Annotated in this window: 13 protein-coding genes and 1 pseudogene; all 14 read left to right on the forward strand. The window is 70.9% G+C overall.

What is annotated here, in order from left to right; translation table 11 throughout:
- Window positions 1-71: 71 nt before the first annotated feature.
- Complete coding sequence (locus AAIL17_RS11685) at window positions 72-2,096, forward strand: type VI secretion system Vgr family protein (RefSeq protein WP_424683015.1); 2,025 nt, start codon at window positions 72-74, stop codon at window positions 2,094-2,096.
- 10 nt (window positions 2,097-2,106) lie between these two features.
- Window positions 2,107-2,646: a DUF6931 family protein gene (locus AAIL17_RS11690; protein WP_424683016.1), complete on the forward strand. Its 540-nt coding sequence runs from the start codon at window positions 2,107-2,109 to the stop codon at window positions 2,644-2,646.
- A gap of 8 nt (window positions 2,647-2,654) precedes the next feature.
- Window positions 2,655-4,010: a type VI secretion system-associated FHA domain protein TagH gene (gene tagH, locus AAIL17_RS11695; protein ID WP_424683017.1), complete on the forward strand. Its 1,356-nt coding sequence runs from the start codon at window positions 2,655-2,657 to the stop codon at window positions 4,008-4,010.
- 137 nt (window positions 4,011-4,147) lie between these two features.
- Window positions 4,148-5,485 carry a type VI secretion system baseplate subunit TssK gene (tssK, locus tag AAIL17_RS11700; RefSeq protein ID WP_424683018.1) on the forward strand — a complete coding sequence of 446 codons (1,338 nt, stop codon included), beginning with the start codon at window positions 4,148-4,150 and terminating at the stop codon, window positions 5,483-5,485.
- 37 nt (window positions 5,486-5,522) lie between these two features.
- A complete protein-coding gene (icmH, locus tag AAIL17_RS11705; RefSeq protein ID WP_424683030.1) occupies window positions 5,523-6,827 on the forward strand; it encodes a type IVB secretion system protein IcmH/DotU in 1,305 nt (434 codons plus the stop codon).
- 4 nt (window positions 6,828-6,831) lie between these two features.
- Window positions 6,832-10,350, forward strand: a complete 3,519-nt coding sequence (gene tssM, locus AAIL17_RS11710; protein ID WP_424683019.1) for a type VI secretion system membrane subunit TssM — start codon at window positions 6,832-6,834, stop codon at window positions 10,348-10,350.
- Between the two features lie 31 nt (window positions 10,351-10,381).
- A complete protein-coding gene (tagF, locus tag AAIL17_RS11715; protein ID WP_424683020.1) occupies window positions 10,382-11,926 on the forward strand; it encodes a type VI secretion system-associated protein TagF in 1,545 nt (514 codons plus the stop codon).
- On the forward strand, window positions 11,923-12,648 hold the full coding sequence (locus AAIL17_RS11720) for a PP2C family protein-serine/threonine phosphatase (protein WP_424683021.1): 726 nt from the start codon (window positions 11,923-11,925) through the stop codon (window positions 12,646-12,648). Before tagF ends, AAIL17_RS11720 begins: the two co-directional genes overlap by 4 nt.
- Before the next feature lie 10 nt (window positions 12,649-12,658).
- Window positions 12,659-14,005 (forward strand): annotated as a pseudogene (locus AAIL17_RS11725) (serine/threonine-protein kinase); the annotation flags it as partial.
- Window positions 14,006-14,789: 784 nt separating this feature from the next.
- Window positions 14,790-15,473 carry a hypothetical protein gene (locus AAIL17_RS11730; protein WP_424683022.1) on the forward strand — a complete coding sequence of 228 codons (684 nt, stop codon included), beginning with the start codon at window positions 14,790-14,792 and terminating at the stop codon, window positions 15,471-15,473.
- Window positions 15,474-15,560: 87 nt separating this feature from the next.
- Window positions 15,561-19,316: a protein kinase domain-containing protein gene (locus AAIL17_RS11735; protein WP_424683023.1), complete on the forward strand. Its 3,756-nt coding sequence runs from the start codon at window positions 15,561-15,563 to the stop codon at window positions 19,314-19,316.
- Complete coding sequence (locus AAIL17_RS11740) at window positions 19,313-19,633, forward strand: hypothetical protein (protein ID WP_424683024.1); 321 nt, start codon at window positions 19,313-19,315, stop codon at window positions 19,631-19,633. Before AAIL17_RS11735 ends, AAIL17_RS11740 begins: the two co-directional genes overlap by 4 nt.
- A gap of 564 nt (window positions 19,634-20,197) precedes the next feature.
- Window positions 20,198-21,829 carry a ShlB/FhaC/HecB family hemolysin secretion/activation protein gene (locus tag AAIL17_RS11745; protein ID WP_424683031.1) on the forward strand — a complete coding sequence of 544 codons (1,632 nt, stop codon included), beginning with the start codon at window positions 20,198-20,200 and terminating at the stop codon, window positions 21,827-21,829.
- A 12-nt stretch (window positions 21,830-21,841) separates the two neighbouring features.
- On the forward strand, window positions 21,842-22,057 hold a 216-nt coding region (locus AAIL17_RS11750; RefSeq protein WP_424683025.1), incomplete at its 3' end, for a hypothetical protein.

The raw sequence follows: 22,057 nt of genomic DNA on the forward strand, positions 1-22,057 counted from the left end.
CGGCGACAAGCCACGACATCATGCGTGCGGCCCAAGGCCGGCACGATCCCCGCACTCCGGAGCCCCGCCCGATGAGCCAGCTGATCACCCTGACCTCGGCGCAATGCGACGGGCTGCTGTTCACCAGCATGGCGACCGACGAGCAGCTCGGGCGCATGTTCTCCTACCACGTCGAGTTCGCCAGCCGCGACGAGAAGATCGATCTGGGCGGCCTGCTCGGCACCTCGATGACGGTGAAGCTGGCCACCCCGGACGGCTTCGAGCGTTACTTCCACGGCATCGTGTGCGAGGCAGCACAAACCGGCGCGGAGCCCATCGACGGCCTGCACTACGCGCACTACAGCGTGCGCCTGGTGCCCAAGCCGTGGTTGCTGATCGACAAGGTCGACTGCCGCATCTACACCAACCAGAGCGTGCCCGACATCGTCAAGGCGGTGCTGGCCGACGCCGGCTACACCGACGTCAAGCTGAGCCTCAGCAGCAGCTACGCCAAGCGCGACTACTGCGTGCAGTACCGCGAGAGCTGCCTGAACTTCATCAGCCGGCTGATGGAGCAGGAGGGCATCTACTACTACTTCACCCACGACGCCAGCACGCACACGATGGTGCTCGCCGATGGCGTGGGCGCGCACGCCAAGGCCAGCCACTTCGACAAGGTGCCGTACTCGACGACCCGCGACAGCGTGCTGCGGCCGGAGGCGGCCATCTCCGCATGGGTCCCCGCGCGCGGCCGCGACGCCACCAAGGTCCAGCTGATCGACTACGACCCGCTCAAGCCGAAGACCTCGCTGCTGGCCAAGGGCAGCGGCGACGGACACGGCGGGCAGGGGCCGGACATGTTCGACTTCCCCGGCGAGCACTTCGACGCGCAGCTGGGCCAGCACTATGCGCAGGTCCGCGCCGAGGCGCTCAGCGCGTCGCGCTCGCACTACAGCGGCACCACCAGTTCGTGCGGCATCGAGATCGGCGGGCTGTTCAACCTGACCGGCTTCCCGCGCGACGAGTTGAACCAGGAATACCTGGTGATCGGCGCCACGATGGAGTTGCACGGCGGCGGCTACGCCTCCGGCGGCGGCATGCAGGGGCCGGGCTTCGCCTGCCACTTCCAGGCGATCGAGAGCAGCCGGCCGTTCCGCAGCCTGCCGAGCGCCGCCAAGCCGTCGGTCGTGGGCCTGCAGACCGCGGTGGTCACCGGCAGCGAGACCGACGAGGACATCGCGATCGACGACCACGGCCGCGTGCAGGTCACCTTCCACTGGAACAAGCCGGACAAGCCCAACGCCCAGAGTTCGTGCCCGGTGCGCGTCGCCTCGGCGTGGGCAGGCAAAGGCTGGGGCGCGGTGAGCCTGCCGCGCGTGGGGCAGGAGGTGGTGGTCAGCTTCCTCGAGGGCGACCCGGACCGCCCGCTGATCATCGGCAGCGTCTACAACGCCGACAACACGCCGCCCTACGGCCTGCAGGCGACCAAGACGCAGAGCGGCATCAAGAGCCGCAGCCTGCTCGGCGAGAGCGCCGACTTCAACGAGCTGCGCTTCGAGGACAAGAAGGGCGAGGAAGACTTCTTCATCCACGCCCAGAAGGACATGCACGAGGAAGTCGAGAACGACCACGTGGTCACCATCGACCACGACGAGATCATGACGGTGAAGCACGACCAGACGCTCACCGTCGAGAACGACCAGACCGAGACGATCAAGCACGACCGCAAGGTCACCGTGCAGAACGACGACAAGCTGGACGTCACCAACAACGGCACCACCAGCATCGGCCAGAAGTTCAAGCTATCGGCCGGCACCGAGATCGAGCTGGTCACCGGCGCGTCGAGCATCGTGCTCAAGAGCTCCGGCGACATCGAGATCAAGGGCGTCAACATCAAGATCACCGGCAGCATGGGCGTCAAGGTCGAGGGCCAGGTCGAGGTCGGCATCAAGGCCGGCGCCACCATGGACGTCGGCGCGGGTGCCAGCCTGAAGGTGCATTCGGACGCGATGGTCGAAGTCGCCGGCAGCGCCATGGCCACCGTCAAGGCACCCATGCTCACGCTCAAGGGCGACGGCATGAACCAGGTGTCCGGCGGCGTCGTGATGATCGGATAAGGAGACGCCCATGTCGCCAGTCGTACAGGCAGCCGAACAGATGGAACTGGCCGAGCCCGCGCGGGCCCGGCTGGAGCCGCGCATGAACCCGTTGCAGGCGGTGCAGGCATTGCTCGCCGAGGGGGAAACGCAGGACGCGCTCAAGCTGCTCGCGCGCCTGCTGCCCAAGCGCTATGCCGTGGCCTGGGCCTGCCAGTGCGCGCGCGACATGCCGCTGGCGCTGGAGGACAAGGCCGGCGCCGCGCTTGCCGAGCAGTGGGTGCGCGAACCGGAGGAACCCCAGCGGCGCGCGGCCTTCGAGTTCGCCAACGCCGGCGGCTACCGCACGATCGGCACGTGGCTCGCCGCCGCGGCGGGCTGGTCCGGCGGCAGCCTCGCGCCGGCCAGCCAGGAAACCCCAGTGCCGCCGGCCGAACACCTCACCGCCTGCGCTGTGGTCGCGGCGATCAACCTGATGGCTGGCATGGAGCCCGTGCGCTTCGAGCAGCGCCGCAGCGAGTTCATGGCCCGCGCCATCAGCCTGCTTGGCGCCGGCGGCCAGGTCCACTGACGGAGACGATGAGCGTGCCGAACCCACAGACCCTCGTGCTCGCCGTGCTCGGCCCGCATGCCGCCCAGTTCGGCGCGCGCAGCCAGAAGGCCTTCGAAGGGCGCGACGGCAGCATCGGCCGCGCCGACGACTGCGACTGGGTGCTCTCCGCCGCCGGCGTGTCGCGCGTGCACGCGATGGTGCGCTGCCTCAACGGCATGTACTTCATCGAGGACCGCAGCACCAACGGCATGCTGCTCAACGGCCGCCCGCTGGTGAAGGGTGACCCCGCCTCGCTGAAGGACGGCGACCGTCTGCAGATCGACACCTTCGAGGTGGCCGTGCGGCTGCAGGCCGACAGCGCCACCCTGGTGCAGCCGGCGATGGCGCCTGCGCCGGCGATGGCCGTGGCGGCGCCGCTGCCGGGCGGCGATTTCCTCGACGAGATGCTCGGCAGCGATCCGTTCGGCGCCGCGCCGCTGCCCGCGCGCGGCGTGCCGGACGAGCCGCTGATCCCGGGCGGCGGAGCGCCGACCGCGACGCTCGATCCGCTCGCCTTCCTCGACGAACCCTTCGGCGCGCCCGCGGCTCCCGCGCCCGCGCCGGTCGATAGCTGGAACCACTCCAGCGGCATGGCCGACCATTTCCATCCGCCCGGCGTCGCCGGCCAGCGCGAGGCGCTGCCGGACAACTGGGACCTGACCATGGGCGACTTCGCGCCCAAGGCGCCGCCGGCACCGCCACCTGCACCCGCGCCCGCCCCGGCGATGCCGCCGGTGGCGGCGCCAGTCGCACCGGCTGCGGCGCCGCCAGTCATGGCAGCCGCCACGCCGTTTGCCGCGCCGGCACCCGTCGCTCCCGCGCCCGGCCTGCCACCCGAGCTGGACACCATCTTCCGCATCGTCGTCGACGGCGTAATGGACGTGCTGCGCGCACGCGCCGAGATCAAGAACACCTTCCGCCTGCCGGTCACGCTGATCCAGCGCTCGGAAAACAATCCGCTGAAGTTCGCGCCGACCGCCGACGAGGCGTTGCAGAAGCTGCTCTCGCCACCCAACGGCGCCTTCCTTTCCGGCACTGACGCCTTCCAGGACGCCTTCGACGACATCCGCTGCCACCAGATGGCGATGCTCGCCGGCGTGCGCGCCGGCTTCGAGGCCGTGCTCGCGCACTTCAATCCCGACCGCCTGGAGCAGGAGGTCGACGGCAGCAAGCGTTCCTCCTTCGGCGGCAAGGGCCGCTACTGGGAACGCTACCGCGAGAACTTCGAGGGGCTGGCCAAGGATCCGGACGAATGCTTCCGCCGCCTGTTCGGCGACGAGTTCGCGCGCGCCTACGAGGAGCAACTGGCGCGGCTGAAGTCGGCGCGGGTGCGGCAGCGGTGAACACACATGGCGCTTTTCACGCCGCGAAAACGCAATAGAGGGGAGGCGCGCGCCTCCCGGCCCCGAACCGGCCGGCGGCGGCGCATCCACACAGGCTCGTACAAGCCCGCCCGCGGGCCACAGCAGACAGGTCGGTCATGACGCAAAACAACAAGGTGGTCTGGAGCGAGGGCCTGTTCCTGCGGCCGCAGCACCTGCAGCAGCAGGAGCGCTACTTCGAGCGCTTCGTCGAGCTGCGTGCCGGCGCCCTGCGCCCGTATGCGTGGGGTTTCCAGGAGCTGGAGCTGGAGCCGGACCTGCTGGCGATCGGCAAGCTCGGCATCCGCCGCGCGCGCGGCATCTTCCCGGACGGCACGCCGTTCGCCATGCCCGGCGACGACCCGCTGCCGCCGGCGCTGGAAGTCGATGCCAACTGGCGCGACCAGACCGTCTACCTGACCCTGCCGCTGCGTTCGCCCACGCAGCCGGAGAGCGGCCGCCCGGAGGCGCCGGCCGAGCGGCTGTTCCGCTACCGCGTGCGCGAGACCGAGGTGCGCGACAGCTCCGGCAGCGTCGAGGGCATGACGCCGCTGGAAGTCGGCGGCATGAGCACCCGCCTGCTGCCGCAGTCGCAGCCGATGGAAGGGCTGGCGCAGATCCCGGTGGCGCGCATCGTCGAATGCCGCGCCGATCGCCGCGTGATGCTGGACGAGACATTCATGCCGACCGCGCTGAGTTGCCAGGCGGTGCCGCGGCTGGTGACCTTCCTCACCGAGCTGCTCGGCCTGCTGCACCAGCGCGGCGAGGCGCTGGCCAGCCGCGTGGCGCTTACCGACCGCGGCGGCGCGGCGGAGATCGCCGACTTCCTGCTGCTGCAGGTGGTCAACCGCTGCCAGCCGCTGGTGGCGCATCTTGCGGAAGCGCCGCTGGAACACCCCGAGGCCTTCTACCGCACGCTGGTGGCGATGGCCGGCGAGCTGGCCACCTTCACCGCCCCGGGCAAGCGCCCGCCGATGTTCCCGCCGTACCGCCACGAGCTGCTGCGCGAGAGCTTCGAGCCGGTGATCGTGTCGCTGCGCAACGCTTTGAGCGCGGTGATGGAACAGACCGCCACGCCGATCCCGCTGCAGCAGCGCAAGTACGGCGTGTGGGTGGCCATGGTGCCGGACATGAGCCTGCTCGATACCGCTGCCTTCGTGCTCTCGGCCAAGGCCGACATGAAGTCCGAGGAACTGCGCCGGCAACTGCCTGCGCACGCCAAGATCGGCCCGACGGAGAAGATCCGCGACCTGGTCAACCTGCAGCTCCCCGGCATCGTGGTGCAGCCGATGCCGGTGGCGCCGCGGCAGATTCCCTACAACGCGGGCTACCTCTACTTCGAGTTCGACAAGCACTCGCCGATGTGGCGCGAGCTGAAGACCTCCGGCGGCATCGCCTTCCATTTCGGCAGCGAGTTCGCCGGCCTCGACCTGCAACTGTGGGCGATCCGGAGCTGATGCCATGAGCCCGACCAACGGCCCCTTCGACGACGACATGCGCGACGCCACCGTGGTGCGCCCGCGCGGTGCACCCACGCCGGCCCCTGCCGCGGCCGCGCCCCCACCGGCGGCGTACGCGCCTCCTGCGGCCGCCGCGCACGCGACGCCCGCTACCGACGAGGACATCAGCGGCTTCCTCGGCGGCGGCATGAACCCGCTGGTGCAGGCGGCCAGCCCCTTGCTGCTGCTGGCGGTGCAGGTGCGCCACAGCGCCACCGCGCAGGACCCCACGCGCCTGCGCGACCAGGCCACCACGCAGGTGCGCCGGTTCGAAAGCCGCGCGCAGGCGGCCAACCTGCCGCAGCAGACCGTGCTGGCGGCGCGCTACGTGCTGTGCGCGATGCTCGACGAGTCGGTGCTCAACGCGCCCTGGGGCGAGCACAGCGGCTGGGCGCAGAAGACGCTGCTGGTGGCCTTCCACAGCGAATCCTACGGCGGCGCCAAGTTCTTCCAGATCCTCGAGCGGCTGTGCGCGGATTTCTCCAAGCACATCGACCTGATCGAGTTGATGTACATCTGCCTGGCGCTGGGTTTCGGCGGCCGCTACCAGATCGAGGCGGGCGGGCGCGCCAAGCTGGCCGACATCCAGGAAGACCTGTACCGGCGCATCAAGGAACAGCGTGCGCCGGCCGCGCAGGAGCTGGCGCCGCACTGGCGCGGCGTGGAGGACCGGCGCAACCCGCTGGTGCGCTACGTGCCGCTGTGGGTGATCGCCACCGCTGCCGCCTGCGTGCTGCTGGCCGCGTTCCTGTTCTTCTACACGCGGCTCAACGACGCCTCCGCGCCGGTCAACGCGCAACTGGCGAAGATCGGGCTGGAGGGCGCCACGCCGCCGGACACCTCGCACCGTCCGCCGCCGGCGCGCAAGAGCCTCAAGCAACTGCTCGCGCCGGAAGAATCGGCCGGGCTGCTCAGCATCGACGAGCAGCCCGACGGCCAGGCGCTGCTGCGCCTGTCCGGCAACGCGATGTTCGCCTCCGGCGGCGTCGACGTGAACGATCGCCAGCTGCCGCTGCTGCACAAGATCACCGCCGCGCTCAACCAGGTATCCGGCCGCGTGATCGTGATCGGCCACACCGACGACCAGCCGATCCATTCGCTCAAGTTCAAGGACAACTTCGCGCTGTCCGCGGCACGCGCCGAGTCGGTCCGGCAGATCCTCACGCAGGGCCTGGACAACCCGGGTCGCATCGAGTCGACCGGCGCCGGCGCCTCGCAGCCGATCGCACTGCCGCCGGACCTGCCGGAAAACCGCACGCGCAACCGCCGCGTCGAAATCAAGTTCATCCCGGAGGCCTGACGCCGTGGCGAAGTTGCTGAGCCTGTTCAAATCCTCCTGGTTCGTCACGCTGGTCGGCATCGCGCTGCTGTCGGTGCTGGTGTGGCTGGGCGGTCCGTACCTCGGAATCGGGGATTCGCAGCCGCTGGCCAGCCCGGTCGCGCGGTTGCTGCTGATCATGGTGATCGTGCTGGCCTGGGGCGCCTGGTTGCAGGTGCAGGCGCTGCGCGCGCGCGGCAAGGCCAACAAGATGTCCGGCGAACTGGCCGGGCAGGGTGCGGCCGCTGCACCGGCCGAGAGCGGGGACAACCGCAGCGCGGGCGAGCGCGCGCAACTGCAGGGCCGCTTCGCCGAAGCGGTCGAGATGCTGCGCAAGCGCCGCCGCGGCAACCTCTATGCGCTGCCCTGGTACGTGGTGATCGGTCCGCCGGGCTCGGGCAAGAGCACACTGCTGCAGAACTCGGGTCTCAACTTCCCGCTGTCCGAGCGCTTCGGCAAGGAAGCGCTGCGCGGCGTCGGCGGCACCCGCAACTGCGACTGGTGGTTCACCGATGAGGCCGTGTTCCTCGACACCGCCGGCCGCTACACCACGCAGGATTCGGACCGTGCGGCCGACTCCACCGCCTGGGGCGAATTCCTCAAGCTGCTGCGCCGCTACCGCAAGCGCCGGCCGATCAACGGCGTGATCGTGGCGATGAGCCTGTCCGACCTGATGGTGCTGGACGACGCCGCACGGCAGGACCACGCACGCGCCATCCGCCGGCGCCTGGACGAACTCTCCGAGCACCTGAAGATCGGCGTGCCGGTCTACCTGGTGCTGACCAAGTGCGACCTGGTGGCCGGCTTCGGCGAGTTCTTCGATGACATGAACCCGGAGCTGCGCAGCCAGGTCTGGGGCACGTCCTTCCCGCTCAACAAGACCATGGACGGCAGTGCCGCCAAGGCCTTCGCCGACGAGTACCGGCTGCTGCTGGACCGGCTCAACACGCGCACGCTCGACCGCCTGCACGCCGAGCGCGACCGCGGCCGCCGCGCGGCGGTGCTGTCCTTCCCCCAGCAACTGGCCTCGCTGGGCGAGACCGCGCGGCAGTTCGTCGAAGGTGTGTTCGCCGCCCACGCGTACGGCACGCCGCCGCTGCTGCGTGGCGTCTACCTCACCTCCGGCACGCAGGAAGGCACGCCGATCGACCGCATGATGGGCGCGGTGGCGCGCACCTTCGGCCTGGACGCCGCGCGGGTGAACCCGCAGGGCGCGCAGCGGCGCACCTTCTTCGTCGAGCGCCTGCTCAAGGAAGTGCTGTTCCGCGAGTCAGGCCTCGCCGGCACCAACCCGGCGATCGAACGGCGCAAGGTCGTCGTGCAGCTGGCCGCGTACGTCGGCATGGCGCTGCTCACCGTGCTGCTGTGCTTCGGCTTCGCCACCAGCTACGCGCGCAACCGCGCGTACCTCGGCCAGGTGCAGGACGCGCTGAAGGGTTACCCCGCCGGCGTCGACCTCGAAACCAGCAACACGCCCAAGGAATACTTCGCCAAGGTGCTCGACCGGCTCGAAGCGCTGTCGGCGGTGCAGCAGACGGCCACGCCCGCCGGCGGCGCGCCGGTTTCGATGCGGCTGGGCCTCTACCAGGGCAACGCGGTCAACGCGGACCTGCACGCGGCCTACCTGCGCGAGCTCAATGCATTGCTGCTGCCGGGCGTTGGCGCGCAGTTCCGCAGCGGCCTGGCCGCCAGCGCCGCCGACCCGCAGGCGCTGTACTACTACCTCAAGGGCTACCTGATGCTGGGCGAGCCCAAGCACCTGGACGCCGATGAGCTGGTCGCGCTGACCAACCTCGAATGGCGCAAGGTGTTCCCGGACGAGCCGGTGTTGCAGCAGGCGCTGGCCAAGCACTTCCAGGCGCTGGTGGACGAACCGGGGCAACTGCGCGCGCTCACCCTCGATGCCGCGCTGGTCGACCAGGCCCGCACCACGCTGCGCACGGCCGACCTCTCCACGCTGGTCTACGGCAGCATGAAGCTCTCGGCCGAGAACGCCGGCAAGCCGCTGCAACTGGACAAGGAGCTGGGCCTGCTCGGCAACGTGTTCCGCCGCCGGAGCGGCAAGGCGCTGCCCGAGCCGCTGCCGGCGGTCTACACGCAACCGGTGTTCGCGATCGAGGCGGACAAGGGCGTGGCCGAGGCGGTCAAGCAGTTCGCTTCGGACGACTGGGTGTTCGGCGCCGAGCCGATCGACGCCATCGCGCAGGCGCGGCTCTCGCGGCAGGTGCTGGCGCTGTACGAGACCGACTACATCAAGGCCTGGGACGATCTGCTGGCGGACCTGCAGTTGCAGCCGATCGCCAGCATCCAGGACGCAAGCACGATCGCCGCGAAGCTGTCCGGCCCGAGTTCGCCGTTGAAGTCGCTGCTCAACGTGGTGCGCGCCAATACCAGCGACATGCTGCGTGCGCCCGCGCCCGACGCCGGCGACAAGGCGGTGGACGCGGCCAAGGACGCGGCCGCGAAGAAGGCGACGCAGAACGCGTTGGGCCGTGCGCTGGCCAAGGTCGGTGGCGGCGCCGGCGCGGCCGCGGACGAAGCCCCGCCCGGCAGCGCCATCAGCGCACACTTCGACACGCTCAACAAGCTGAGCGAGGGCGCGCCCGGCGCGGCGCCGATCGACCAGACGCTGACGGTGCTCGACCAGCTCAGCAAGACGCTGCTGACCATGACCGACTTCAGCGACGCGGCCGGCCAGCCCAACCCGCAACTGCTGATGGCGCAGCAGGCCGCCGCGCAGTTGCCTCCGCCGGTGTCCGGCTGGGTCGCCTCGTTGACCGGCAAGAGCCAGGCCCTGGTCGCCAGCGGCACCAAGGGCGCGCTGGACGAGCAGTTCCAGCAGGCCGCCGCGCAGGATTGCGCCGCCTTCACCCAGGGCCGCTTTCCATTCGCGCCCGCCAGCCGCAACGACATCCCGGTGCAGAACTTCGCCGAGCTGTTCGGCTACGGCGGCCGCTACGACGGCTTCTTCAAGCAGACGCTGGCCAAGCTGGTCGACACCAGCGGGCGCAACTGGCAGTGGAAGAGCGGCCCGGGCGCGGTCAGCGGCTCGGCCTCGATGCTGGTGCAGATGCAACTGGCCGACGCCATCAAGCAGATGTACTTCCGCAACGGCAGCCCCACGCCCGAAGTCGGCTTCACCCTGCTGGCGCCGCAACTGGCGCCGGGCATCGGACGGTTCTCCATTGCCATTGATGGGCAGACCTTCGACTACAAGCCCGGCGGCAACGCCAGCATGGCGATGAAGTGGCCGGGGCCGACGCCGGGGCAGGTCAAGGTCTCGGCCTGGGACGCCTCCGGCAACCTGCTCAGCAGTTACGACTATCAGGGTGACTGGGCGTTCTTCCACGCGTTGCAGGCGGCCAAGCTGTCGCGCCAGTCGGATTTGCGCTACCAGGCGCACTTCGACTTCGGCGGCCAGGCGGTGCAGCTGGTGGTGCAGGCGAGCAACCTGAAGAACCCCTTCCTCAACACGCAAGTGCAGCGCTTCAGGTGTGGGGGATAGCACCATGGCCGATCCGACAGGGGGATCCGCCATGGCAAGCGTGGGCTTCTTCGGCAAGCTGCCGGGGGCGGGGGACTTCGTGCAGCGACGGCTGCCCGCCGGCTTCGTCGATCGCTGGGACCACCACTTCGAGCAGGCCGTGTTCGCCAGCCGCGAGGCGCTCGGCGGCGACTGGGCACAGGCCTACCACGCCAGCCCGACCTGGCGCTTCGTGCTCGCGCCGCAGGCGTGTGGCGAGGGCGCCTGGGTCGGCGTGTTCGGTCCTGCCGACGATCGCGTAGGTCGCAGTTTCCCGATGGTGCTGGCCGCGCCGGTCGTGCCCGCGCAGGTCGACCTGCTGTTGCGCGAGGGCGCCGGCTGGTTCGACGCGCTGGCGCGCGTGCATGCGCAAGGGCAGCGCGGTGCACCGCTGGATGCCGAGGCTTTCGACGCGCTGGTGGCGGCGTTGCCCGGACCATCGATCGTGCCGGCCGCGGCGGTCGATCCGTGCGGCGGTGTCGATTTCAGCCGCGCCAGCCACTGGCGCCTGCCGCTGCCGGCGCGTGCCGTCGATACCGCGGCCCTGGCCACGCTGTGGCTGCGGCTGGCCGGGCAGGGGCCGTGGTGCCTGTGGTGGAGCGAGGGGGCCGGTCGCGTGCCGCCGGGCATCCTGGCCACCCGCGGCCTGCCGGCGCCGGAAGCGTATGCGGGTTTCCTCGACGCCACCCACGGCGGCGCCTGGCAGACGCCCGCCGGGACGTCCGCGCCGATCGCCGAGCCTTTCGCTCCCGCCAGGAGCGAACCTGCGCCGCCACCAACGCCGGCCCCGGCCCCGACGATCGCCCGGCGCGACATGGATGACGACGTGACGGTGCCGGGCCTGGTGCGCCGGACCCAGGACGGCGTGCCGCCGATGCCCGCTCCCGTGTTCGAGACCGAGCTTTCGGTGCAGACGGCGCCCGGCACGGCGGTGGTGCGCCATCCGGCCGGCGCGCTGACGCTGGTGGCGGCCGACGTGGGCCTGGCCGATCCGCGCCGCCGCGCCGCGTCGGCCGCCGCCGGCATCGGCGCCGAATGGAACGCGGCGGACGAGACGCCGCCCGGCACGCATGCGCTGCGCGCCCGCCTGATCGCCCTGCACCCGCACCTGCGCAACGGCCGGGTGAGCGAGGACGGCGCGGTGGTCGCTGCCCGCGTGTCCGGATCCCAGGCGGGTCTGCTGCGCATCGGCGCCGCCGGCGCCTGGCACTGGCGCGGCGGTCGCCTGCGTCCGCTGTTCAGTGCGACGCCGCCCCCACCGGCACCGTCCGGCGGCGGCGAACTCGACGACCTGCTGTTCGGCGGCGCCGATGCCGCCACCGCGCCTGGCCTGGGCGCCGAAGGCATGCCCAGTTGCGAGCAGGTCACCTGCGAGCTGCTGCCGGGCGACCGCCTGCTGCTGCTGGCCGGCGCCGCGCACACCCAGCTTTCGCTGGCCGCGCTGGCGCAGGGGCTGGCCGCGGACTCGGCGGAGGACGCCCAGGTGCGCCTGGCGCAGGCGCTTGGCCCCATCCACTCGCGGCCCTGGCCGCTCGCCGTGATCGAGGTGCAGCCATGACCGTGCGTTACCTGTCCGCGGGGCATACCCACACCGGCAAGGTCCGCAAGCACAACGAGGACGCCATTCTTGTGCGCGAGGACGTGGGCCTGTGGGTGGTGGCCGACGGCCTCGGCGGGCACTCGGCCGGCGACTACGCCAGCGGGCTCATTGTCGAAAGGCTCGCTTCCCTGCCGCGCAACGGCGATGTGTTCGACTTCATCGAGTCGATCGAGGACACGCTGGCGCAGGTCAACACCGAGTTGCGCCAGGTCGCCGCCACGCGCGGCGTCGACCTGATCGGCTCGACCGTGGTGCTGCTGGTCTACGACCCGGACTTCATGCTGTGTGGCTGGGTCGGCGACAGCCGCGCCTACTGCTTCGAGGACGGTCGCCTGCACCAGATCACCCGCGACCACGTGCACGGGGTCAAGGACGAGGTGACCCAGTTCGCCGGTGGTCCCGCGCCCGCCCGCCCGCAGCCGGGCGCGGGCGTGCTGACCCGCGCGATCGGCGCCGAGGAGCGGCTGTATGTCGACTGGGTGGTCGCCGGCAACCGGCCGGGCATGCAATTCGTGCTGTGCTCCGACGGCATCAACAAGGAAATGACCGACGAGGAGCTCGACGCCCAGTGCGCGCGCCTGCAGGCGCCGAACGACCTGCTGCAGGGCCTGTTCGCGATGGCGCTGGGACGTGCCGGCCGCGACAACGTGTCGGCCGTGATCGTGCGGCTGCAGGACTGACGGCAGGGCGATGGAAACCTCCTCCCTCAGCGCGCTGGTCGAGGCCTACAAGGCGGGCGGGCTCACGCTGCCGGCGCTGCTGGTCGATGGATTGGCCGGGCGCGGCGCGGTGCCGGCCGACCAGCACGCCGCCGAGCTCGATTGGCTGGCGCGGATGGGCGAGGAAGGCACCCTCGAGGCCGGCGTGGTGCAGCTCATCGCCGAGCGACTCGAGACGCTTCAGGCCAGCGCCGACGAGGCCGACGACGTGGCCACGGTGGTCAAGGTGGAACGCCCGGCACTCGCGATCGCCGGCAGCGACGAGGCCACCTGCGTGATGCCGGCCGCGCGCGTCGAGCCGGCCGCACTGCCGGTGGACCAGGCCACCGTGGTCAAGCCGGCCTCCGCTCCGGCGCCCGATGCGGCGCGGACCGGCGCGACCGTTTCGCAGACGGCCGGCGCCACCGGTGGCGTCGATACATCCGACTGGCAGCGCGTCGCCGACGCCGCGGCCGGCGACCAGGCTACCGTCGGCATGCTCCTCAAGGGCCGCTTCCTGCTCGAGCGCGAAATCGGCCGCGGCGGCATGGGCGTGGTGTTTCTGGCGCGCGACGAGCGCAAGGTGGAGGCGCGCGACCGCAATCCCTACGTCGCGGTGAAGGTGCTGAACGACGAGTTCCGCCGCCATCCCGATTCGCTGATTGCCTTGCAGCGCGAGTCGCGCCGCTCGCAGCAGCTCGCGCACGACAACATCGTGCGCGTGTTCGACTTCGACAAGGACCGTACGATCGTCTTCATGACGATGGAATACGTCGACGGATCGGACCTCAAGACCCTGATCCGCGAGAGCGCCTTCCATGGCCTGCCGCTGGCCAAGGCGCGTCCGCTGATCGAAGGCATGGCCCGTGCGCTCAAGCGCGCGCACGACGCCGGCGTGGTGCACTCGGATTTCAAGCCGGGCAATGTGATGGTCACGCGCGAGGGCGTGCCGAAGGTGTTCGACTTCGGCATCGCACGCGCCGGCAAGCAGGCGGACGAGCCGGCCGAGGACCAGACCGTGTTCGACGCCGGCAAGCTCGGCGCGCTGACGCCGGCCTACGCCAGCCTGGAGATGATCGAAGGCAAACCGCCGCAGCCCACCGACGATATCTACGCGCTGGGCTGCGTGGCCTTCGAGCTGCTCACGGGCAAGCATCCGTTCGACAAGGCCAGCGCCGAGGTGGCGCTGCGCGAGCGCCGCCTGCCGCCGGTGGTGCCCAGGCTGACCGGACGCCAGCAGCGAGCCCTGTGTGACGCGGTGGCGTTCACCGCCGACAAGCGCCTGAAGAGCGCGGACCTGCTGGTCGAGGGGTTGCGCGAGGTCGGTTTGCGTGAACGCATCGGTCGGCCGCTGGCCTGGACGCTCGCCGCCATCCTGCTGCTGGCGGTGGCGGGCTGGGGCGTGCTCGGCCAGTTGCGGGCGCGGCACATCGCCGAGGTCGCCGCGCGCTTCCAGCCGGACAACCCGCAGCATTACGGCAACGAGGTGGAGGCGGTCGCCGCGCTGGCGCAACTGGGCGAGGACGAGCGCAAGCAGTTGATGCTCGGCCAGGGCGAACAGGTGCAGCAGTTTCTGCTCGACCGCGTCGATGCGTACTGGGATCCGGCCAGGGGCCGGCTCGACTACGCGGCCGCCCAGCGCGTGTTCGCGTTGCCCGCGCAGTTGCACCTGTTCCTGCCACGGCTGGACCTCAGGCACGCCGCCGTGGAAAAGGAAAAGCGCGAGCTGGACCAGCCAAAAGTCGCAGCGGCACCGACGCCCGCCGCGCCCGCACCGGCCAGTACCGCCGCTGCGCAGATGGCCGCGCAAGTCCCGTCGTCATCGCCCGCGGCGCAACCGCCGGCGCCGGCACCGGCTTCAGCCCCGCCGCCGGAAAAGCAGGCCACGTCGCAACCGCCGCCCGCCAGCGCGCCGAACCGCATGCAGGAAGTGGCGGCGGGGCTGCTGCGCGAAGGCGAACGCAACTACCGCCAGCAGAACTACTCGGCAGCGATCGCCAACGCCAAGGCAGCGCTGCAGGTGAACCCCGGCGATCCCGCAGCCAAGCGCCTGCTGCGGCGGGCGCAGCAGGCGCAGCAACAAGCGATGAGCAACATCTCGATCAACTAGGGAGGGAGAGGTCATGCAAACCTTCGGATTCCGTGGCGTGAGCCTGCTCGGCGCAGCGTGCGTGCTGGCGCTGGTCAGCGGCTGCGCGCAGATGGGCGGCGTCATGCCGAGCGGCCAAGCCAATGCCAACGCCGCCGACGAGACGCCGCACGAATGCAACCCCGCGTTGGGCGGCGCCATCGGCGCGCTGGCCGGATCGATGTTCGGCAAGGGCAAGGGCCACCTGGCCGGCGCGGCGATCGGTGCCGGCATCGGCGTGTTCGCCTGCATGGCCTACAACTACCACGCGCGCAAGGTGCGCGACGCGCAATCGGTGGAAGCGCAGTACCAGCGCGAGCAGGGTGCGTTGCCGGCGACGAACACCATCGGCGCGTACCAGAGCGAGCTGCTCCCCGGCGAGACGGTCAAGTCCGGCAGCAAGGCAGCGATGCAGTCGCGCGTGACGCTGATCCGCGGCACCCAGGCCGCCGCCCCGCAGCTGAAGGAACAACTGACGCTGTTCTCGCCCGACGGCAAGCAGTTGACCACGGTGACCAAGGACGCAACTGCCATCGACGGCACCGGCGAGTACGAGACCAACTTCGACTTCAACCTGCCCAAGGGCATCCAGGACGGCCGCTACACGATGCGCTCGGCGCTGTACATGGACGGCCAGAAGGTGCGCACCAACGAAGTTCCCATGCTGGTGGTGAGCTGACGTGGGCCTTGCCCGCGCCGGCCGCCCACCGCGCGACATCGCCCTGGCCGCGCCTCACGCGGCTGCATCACTGACCAAGAGCTCCGCATGAACACGCTTGCCGAACTGATCGCCGCCTTCCGCAACGGCCACCTGCCGCTCCCCGTGCTGCTCGACGCACTGGCCAAGCGCGGCTCGGTGCCGGAGGAGCGCCACCACGACGAACTCGCGCTGCTGCGCCGCCTGAACGACGAAGGCGAACTGGATGCGCAGATCGGCCGCGTGTTGCTCGAGCGGCTGGTCGCGGCGCAGGCCGTGGCCGCGGGGGAGGACACGACGGGCGTCGACGATGCGACCGTGGTGGCGCCGGCCACGCGTCGGGTGGCCGAGGCCGTGACCAGCGAAGCCGATGCCACGCGGGTCGCGCCTGCCACGCCGGTCGCGCCGGTCTCACCGCCGGCATCCGGCGACGGCGCGGATGCGACCGTGGTCATGCCCGCCTCGCGCCCGCCGGCGCCGCCCGTCGCGGCCATCGACGAATCCACCGTGGTGATGCCGGCGTCGCACGGCCATGAGGCAGACCTGTCCCAGTCCACCGGGACGCAGGGCGCCACCGGCACGCATTCGAACTCGGCCAGCAGCTTCAACAGCGCCAGCCTCGAACGCCTCGCCGGTGTCGAAGGCGGCGATCACGCGCACGTCGGCATGCTGCTCAAGGGCCGCTTCCACCTGGAGCGCGAGATCGGCCGCGGCGGCATGGGCGTGGTGTTCCTGGCGCGCGACGAGCGCAAGGTCGAGGCGCGCGACCGCGACCCCTACGTCGCGGTGAAGGTGCTGAACGACGAGTTCCGCCGCCATCCCGATTCGCTGATCGCGCTGCAGCGCGAATCGCGCCGCTCGCAGTCGCTGGCGCACGACAACATCGTGCGCGTCTACGACTTCGACAAGGACCGCACCATCGTCTACATGACGATGGAGTACGTCGACGGCTCCGACCTGAAGACGCTGATCCGCGAACGCGCCTACAACGGCATGCCGCTGGCCAAGGCGCGGCCGCTGATCGAGGGCATGGCCTGGGCGCTCAAGCGCGCGCACGCCGCCGGCGTGGTGCACTCGGATTTCAAGCCGGGCAACGTGATGGTCACGCGCGACGGCATCCCGAAGGTGTTCGACTTCGGCATCGCGCGCGCCGGCAAGCACATGGGCGAGGCGGTCGGCGAACAGACCGTGTTCGACGCCGGCACGCTGGGCGCGCTGACGCCGGCCTATGCCAGCCTGGAGATGATCCAGGGCGGCGAGCCCTCGCCCAGCGACGATCTCTATGCGCTCGGCTGCGTGGCCTTCGAACTGCTCACCGGCAAGCACCCGTTCGACAAGGTAAGCGCCGAGGTGGCGATGCGCGAGGGCCGCAAGCCGCCGCCGGTGCCCGGCCTCACCCGCCGTCAGTACAAGACGCTGTGCGACGCGGTGGCCTTCCACAAGGAAGACCGCCTGCGCACGGCCAGCGAGTTCGTCGACGGCCTGCGCGAGGTCGGCCTGCGCGAGCGCATCGGCCCGTACTTGATCTGGGGCGGCGGCGCGCTGGTGCTGCTGGTCGCCGGCGGCTGGGGCGGCGCGCACTACCTGCACCAGCGCAAGGTGGCGCAGGTGATCGCGCGCTTCTCCCCGGAAAACGCGCACGTCTACACCGACGAGGCGCAGGCGATGGCGGCACTGGACACGCTCGGCGACGAGGAGCGCAAGCGCCTCGTGCTCGACCAGAGCGAGCTGATCCAGCGCTTCCTGCTGACCCGGCTGGACGGCTACTGGAACCCGGCACAGGGCCGCTACGATTACGCCCACGCGCAGCAGCTGTTCGCCCTGCGCGACCAGCTCAAGCTCTACTCGCCCGAGCTGGACATCCGCCGCAGCGCCATGGAGCAGCAGAAGAACGAGCTGCTCAACAGCCTCGACACCCAGCTCTCGCAGCGCGTGGAAGCCGGCGCCATCTTTGCCGACCAGCCGGAGAACGCGGTCGAGACGCTGCAGAAGATCCGCGCCATCGATCCGTCGAGCAGCCTGCTGAAGAACGCCGAGCTGGAGCTCAAGTACGACATCGCCATCGGCCAGCAGATGGCGCAGCACCAGGATGCCCAGGCGGCGGCGCACCTGAAGCAGGCGCTCGAGCTGTTCCCGGATTCGGTGCGCCTGCAGCGGCGCCAGGCGCAGCTGACGGCGATGGGCGTTGGCGAGGTGGCGGCAACCGCGCTCGCGGCCGCCGCAGCCACCAGCCTGCCGGAGGCCCGCGCCGCGCTGTCCGCGCTGCTCGCCCATCCACAGGCCACGGCCGAGTGGCAACGCCAGGTCGCCACGGCGGTCGCACCGCTCAAGGGCGATGCGTCGCCGCAGACGCGCGCGCTGCTCGACCGGCTCGCCACGGCCATCGCCACGGTGGCCGGCCAGCAGACCGATGCATTGCACTTGCCGCAGGACCTGGCCTTGGTCGATTTCGGCCTGACCCTCGCACCGCAATCCACGGCGCTGAAGAACCAGCACGACCAGCTCGCCGCGCTGGACAAGCAGCAGCAGGACCGGCTGGCGCAGGAGAGCGCTGCTGCCGAAGTCACCGCGCGCATCGAATCGGTCAAGCGCGCCGCGGCGGCGGGCGACACTGCCAAGGCGCAGGAATCGCTGGCGCGCATCCGCGCGTTGGCGCCGCAGCATCCGTTCCTGGCCAGCGAAGGGCCGCAGTTGTTGGCCGACGCCTACCTGGGCCAGGCGCGTGAAGCCTTCCGTAAGGGGCGCTACCAGTCGGCCACCGACGTGCTCGCGCGCGCCACCGGCCAGCTCGGCCAGCGCGACGACCTGGCCAGGGCCAGCGCCCGCTACGGCCTGGCGGCCGAACTGGTGAAGTCGCGCGGCCATGCCGTGGCCGCGGCCGATCTCGACCGGTTGCACCGGCAGTTGGCCAAGGTGAACCATGCCGATGCCGACGGCCTGGCCGCGCTCGAAGCGGACATGAAGCTGCGCGGGCAACTCGGCGAGGGCTCGCTTTCCGCGCTGCTGGATTCGCTCAAGCCCACCACGGCGACACCCGTCACTACGGCGCCGACGTCCGAGCCGGGCACCGCACCGGCCGCGGGCAGCGCCGCCGCCCCGACGGCCAATGCGCCGGTTGGCCAGCCCGCGCCGAATGCCACCGGAAAGGGCAGTCCGGCGACGATCCGCCCCGCGCCGGCCACCGCCACGGCCGGGCCCTCGGCCGATCCCTGTGCCGCGCCCGACCTGGTCGGCGCCGGCCGGGCCTGCTTCGACACCATCGACGGCAAGCGCGGCCCGGCGCTGGTGGTGGTGCGCGCCGGCGGCAAGGTGCTGGCGATGACCCGCTCGGAGATCACCGTCAACGAGTACAACCGCTACTGCGCCGCTACCGGCAAGTGCAGCGCTATAACGCTGGAGGACCGCTCCGCCGGCAGCCTGCCGGTGAGCAACATTAGCCTGGCCCAGGCGCGCGCCTACGCGGCCTGGCTGGGCAGCGCCAGCGGCCACGTCTACCGCCTGCCGACCGACGCCGAGTGGCTGGCGGCCGCGCGCGCGGGCGGCGGCTGGAAGCAGGCGCCGGACAGCAACTGCATCCCGCCCACCGCCGGCGCCGACGACGGCAGCGGCGCGCCGATCGCCGCACGCGGGCGCAGCCCGAATCCGTGGGGCCTGATCAATCTCACCGGCAACGTGTGGGAGTGGGTGACCGACGGCGGCGTCACCGCGGTACGCGGCGGCAGCTACACCAGCTACTGGTCCGACTGCACCGTCGACAGCCATCGCACCGACAGCGGCGGGGCGCAGAAGGACGTCGGCCTGCGCCTGGTGAGGGAGGTGCCATGAACGAGCGCGAGCGCATCGTCAACCGCGACCTCGAGGTGCTCGACGAGGCGCACTACGGCGGGCGCATCGCCCGCGCCGAGTACCGCGCGCGCCGGCGCAACGTGCTGGCCGCGTTGCGCGACAGCCACGGCATCACCGCGCGCAACGTGCTGGTGCAGCCGCCGGCCCGCGCGCCGGAGGCTCCGGCCGGCGCCGACGACGTGCTGCCGGCGCTGCTCGGTGGGGGCGGGCCGTCCAGCCGCATGTTGCTGGTGGTATTCGCCGCCGGCGCGCTGGTCTGCGCGCTGTTGCTGGGCCTGCTGTTGTTCGCGCCGTGAAATGTGAATGCCTGATGAGCATGGCGTGAACAAAACCGGCCCTGGATGGGCGTTTTTCTTGACGTAGTGCGCACTACTGGGTGAGGGCGCGTGGTTTGCACGTGGGCCCGCGGCGGCCGGGTCAAGCCCGGCCGTCCGCGCTGAGGCGGTCCGGCAACCGGTGCCGCGCGTGAGCCGATCGATCAAGAGGGGAACGTCGTGCGGATTGCTTGCCTTGCAGCAGCGGTAGCCCTTGCCCTGGCGGGCGGGGATGCCTGGGCCCAGGCCGCGCCAGCGGCGCCCGCCGCCGGCATGCCGGCGCAGGACATCCTGGTCAGCGGCGTGCCCACCGACGGGCCACAGGCGGCCCAGGTGCAGGCGCTGATCCAGGCCGAGTACCAGCAGGCGCTGGCTGGGGCGGGCGCCTCCGCGCTGGACGCCTCCCAGTTGCAGGCGGCGGCGCAGCGCATCACCGCCAAGCTGCACGAGGCGGGCTGGGCCGACGCCCACGCCTACCTGCCGGGGCAGGTGCTCGCGGTCCACCTCGGCGCCGGCGCTACCCCCGCGGCGACCGTGGCGCAGGCGATGGCCGCGCCCGCCGCGGCAGCCGCGGCCACCCCCAAGGTGCCGCCGCTGCGCGACCGCGAAGCCGCCGCGGCGCAGGACCAGACTCTCTCGGTGCACGGCTTCCGCGTGCAGGGCGTGGGCAACCATCCGGACGACGGCATCACCCCGGCCACCGTGCAGGCGCTGGCCGACGAACAGTTCGCCACGCTTTCCGGCGGCACCGGCAAGCCGGTGCAGGCCAACTTCAGCCAGTTGCAGCAGGTCGCCGACCGCATCACCGACCGCTACCGCAAGGCCGGCTTCATCGTGGCCACCGCCTTCGTGCCGGCGCAGACCGTGGGACCGGACGGCATCGTGCACGTGGACGTGCTCGAAGGCACGATCGGCAAGGTGGTGGTCAAGGGTGCCTCGCATTACCGGCCGGTCGCCATCGCCGCGCCGGCCGAGCGGCTCAAGGGCCAGCCGCTGCGCAAGCAGGACATCGATTCGGCGCTGCTTTACGCGCGCGACCTGCCCGGCGTGACCGTCTCCTCCACCTTCCAGCCTGGCGCCAAGACCGGCCAGACCGACCTGGTGATGGTGGCGCACGAGGCCAAGCGTCCGTTCGTGTTCACCGTGGGCGGCAACAACTACGGCACCGAACTCACCGGCCGCTACCGCGCGCAGGCCGGGGTCGCCTGGAACAGCCCGCTGGGCATCGGCGACCAGCTCACCGCCAACGTCGACTATGCCTTCGATCCACGCAGCAACGTCTACGGTGCCCTGGGCTACCGCATACCCACCGTGGTGGTCCCGGGCCTGAGCGCCGTGATCGGCGCCACCCGCAGCGAGCTGCAGATCAACAGCGGCGAGTTCGCGGACCTGCAGGTCAAGGGCCCGACGTCCTCGACCTTCGCCGGCGCGGACTGGAAGTTCGTCAACACCGACGACATGCAGATGCAGTCCTCGCTGCGCTACATCCGCGAGAAGTCGCAGCTTGGCGCGCTCGGCGTGAAGCTTTCCGACGAGCGCTTCGACGTGGCGGAGCTGGGCTTCGGCCTGCAGCGCACCGACCAGCGCCTGCGCGGCCTGGACGTGGTGCAGGGCAGCCTGCGCAAGTCGATCCGCGACGACTCCACCAAGCCCGACCTGGTCAGTCCCGACCACGACAGCAACTTCTCGCTGCTGCGGCTCTCCTACACGCGCCTGCAGTTCCTGACCCGCTCGCAGCGGATGTACTTCAAGCTCGGCGGCCAGTTCACCAAGGACGCGCTGCCGCCGCTGGAACAGTTCGTGATCGGCGGCCCGGACAGCGTGCGCGCCTACCCGATCGCCGACGCGCTGACCGACCGCGGCTGGTACAGCTCGCTGGAATACCACGTCGACGCGCCGTTCCTGGGCGACCGCGTCTCGCCGTTCTACGACCGGCCCTGGCGCGAGCTGCTGGAAGTGGAAATGTTCTACGACTTCGGCCGCGGCTACGCCTCGCGCCATCGCGAGGGCAACAACCCGGTCGAGACGCTCCAGGGCGTGGGCGCCGGCCTGATCTTCCGCATCCCGCGTTTCCACCATTTCGAATTCCGCCTGGACGCCTCGGTGCCGACCGGCAGCCGCGACGCCTCGGACAAGCGCGGCTACCACATCTATTCGCGCTTCGGCTTCACCTTCTGACGGGCCACCATCATGCACACCAACCGCGCGACCTCCCGCAAGGAATCCCTCGCCAGCCTGCGCCGCAAGGCACTGCCGCTGAGCCTGTCGCTGCTGCTGTGCGGTGCGCTGGCCAGCGCACCGGCACAGGCCGGCAGCGTGGGACGCAGCACCACGCCGACCGGCGGCAGCATCGTCGGCGGCAGCGGCAGCATCGTGCAGGACGGCGCCAGCGTGTTCCTCCCCCCC

The sequence above is a fragment of the Frateuria sp. YIM B11624 genome, assembly GCF_049727805.1.
Lineage (GTDB): Bacteria > Pseudomonadota > Gammaproteobacteria > Xanthomonadales > Rhodanobacteraceae > Frateuria_A.

Coding starts and splice junctions, on each gene's coding strand:
- AAIL17_RS11685 (WP_424683015.1), top strand. CDS start 72: ATGAGCCAGCTGATCACCCTGACCTCGGCGCAATGCGACGGGCTGCTG.
- AAIL17_RS11690 (WP_424683016.1), top strand. CDS start 2,107: ATGTCGCCAGTCGTACAGGCAGCCGAACAGATGGAACTGGCCGAGCCC.
- tagH (WP_424683017.1), top strand. CDS start 2,655: ATGAGCGTGCCGAACCCACAGACCCTCGTGCTCGCCGTGCTCGGCCCG.
- tssK (WP_424683018.1), top strand. CDS start 4,148: ATGACGCAAAACAACAAGGTGGTCTGGAGCGAGGGCCTGTTCCTGCGG.
- icmH (WP_424683030.1), top strand. CDS start 5,523: ATGCGCGACGCCACCGTGGTGCGCCCGCGCGGTGCACCCACGCCGGCC.
- tagF (WP_424683020.1), top strand. CDS start 10,382: ATGGCAAGCGTGGGCTTCTTCGGCAAGCTGCCGGGGGCGGGGGACTTC.
- AAIL17_RS11720 (WP_424683021.1), top strand. CDS start 11,923: ATGACCGTGCGTTACCTGTCCGCGGGGCATACCCACACCGGCAAGGTC.
- AAIL17_RS11730 (WP_424683022.1), top strand. CDS start 14,790: ATGCAAACCTTCGGATTCCGTGGCGTGAGCCTGCTCGGCGCAGCGTGC.
- AAIL17_RS11735 (WP_424683023.1), top strand. CDS start 15,561: ATGAACACGCTTGCCGAACTGATCGCCGCCTTCCGCAACGGCCACCTG.
- AAIL17_RS11740 (WP_424683024.1), top strand. CDS start 19,313: ATGAACGAGCGCGAGCGCATCGTCAACCGCGACCTCGAGGTGCTCGAC.
- AAIL17_RS11745 (WP_424683031.1), top strand. CDS start 20,198: ATGGCCGCGCCCGCCGCGGCAGCCGCGGCCACCCCCAAGGTGCCGCCG.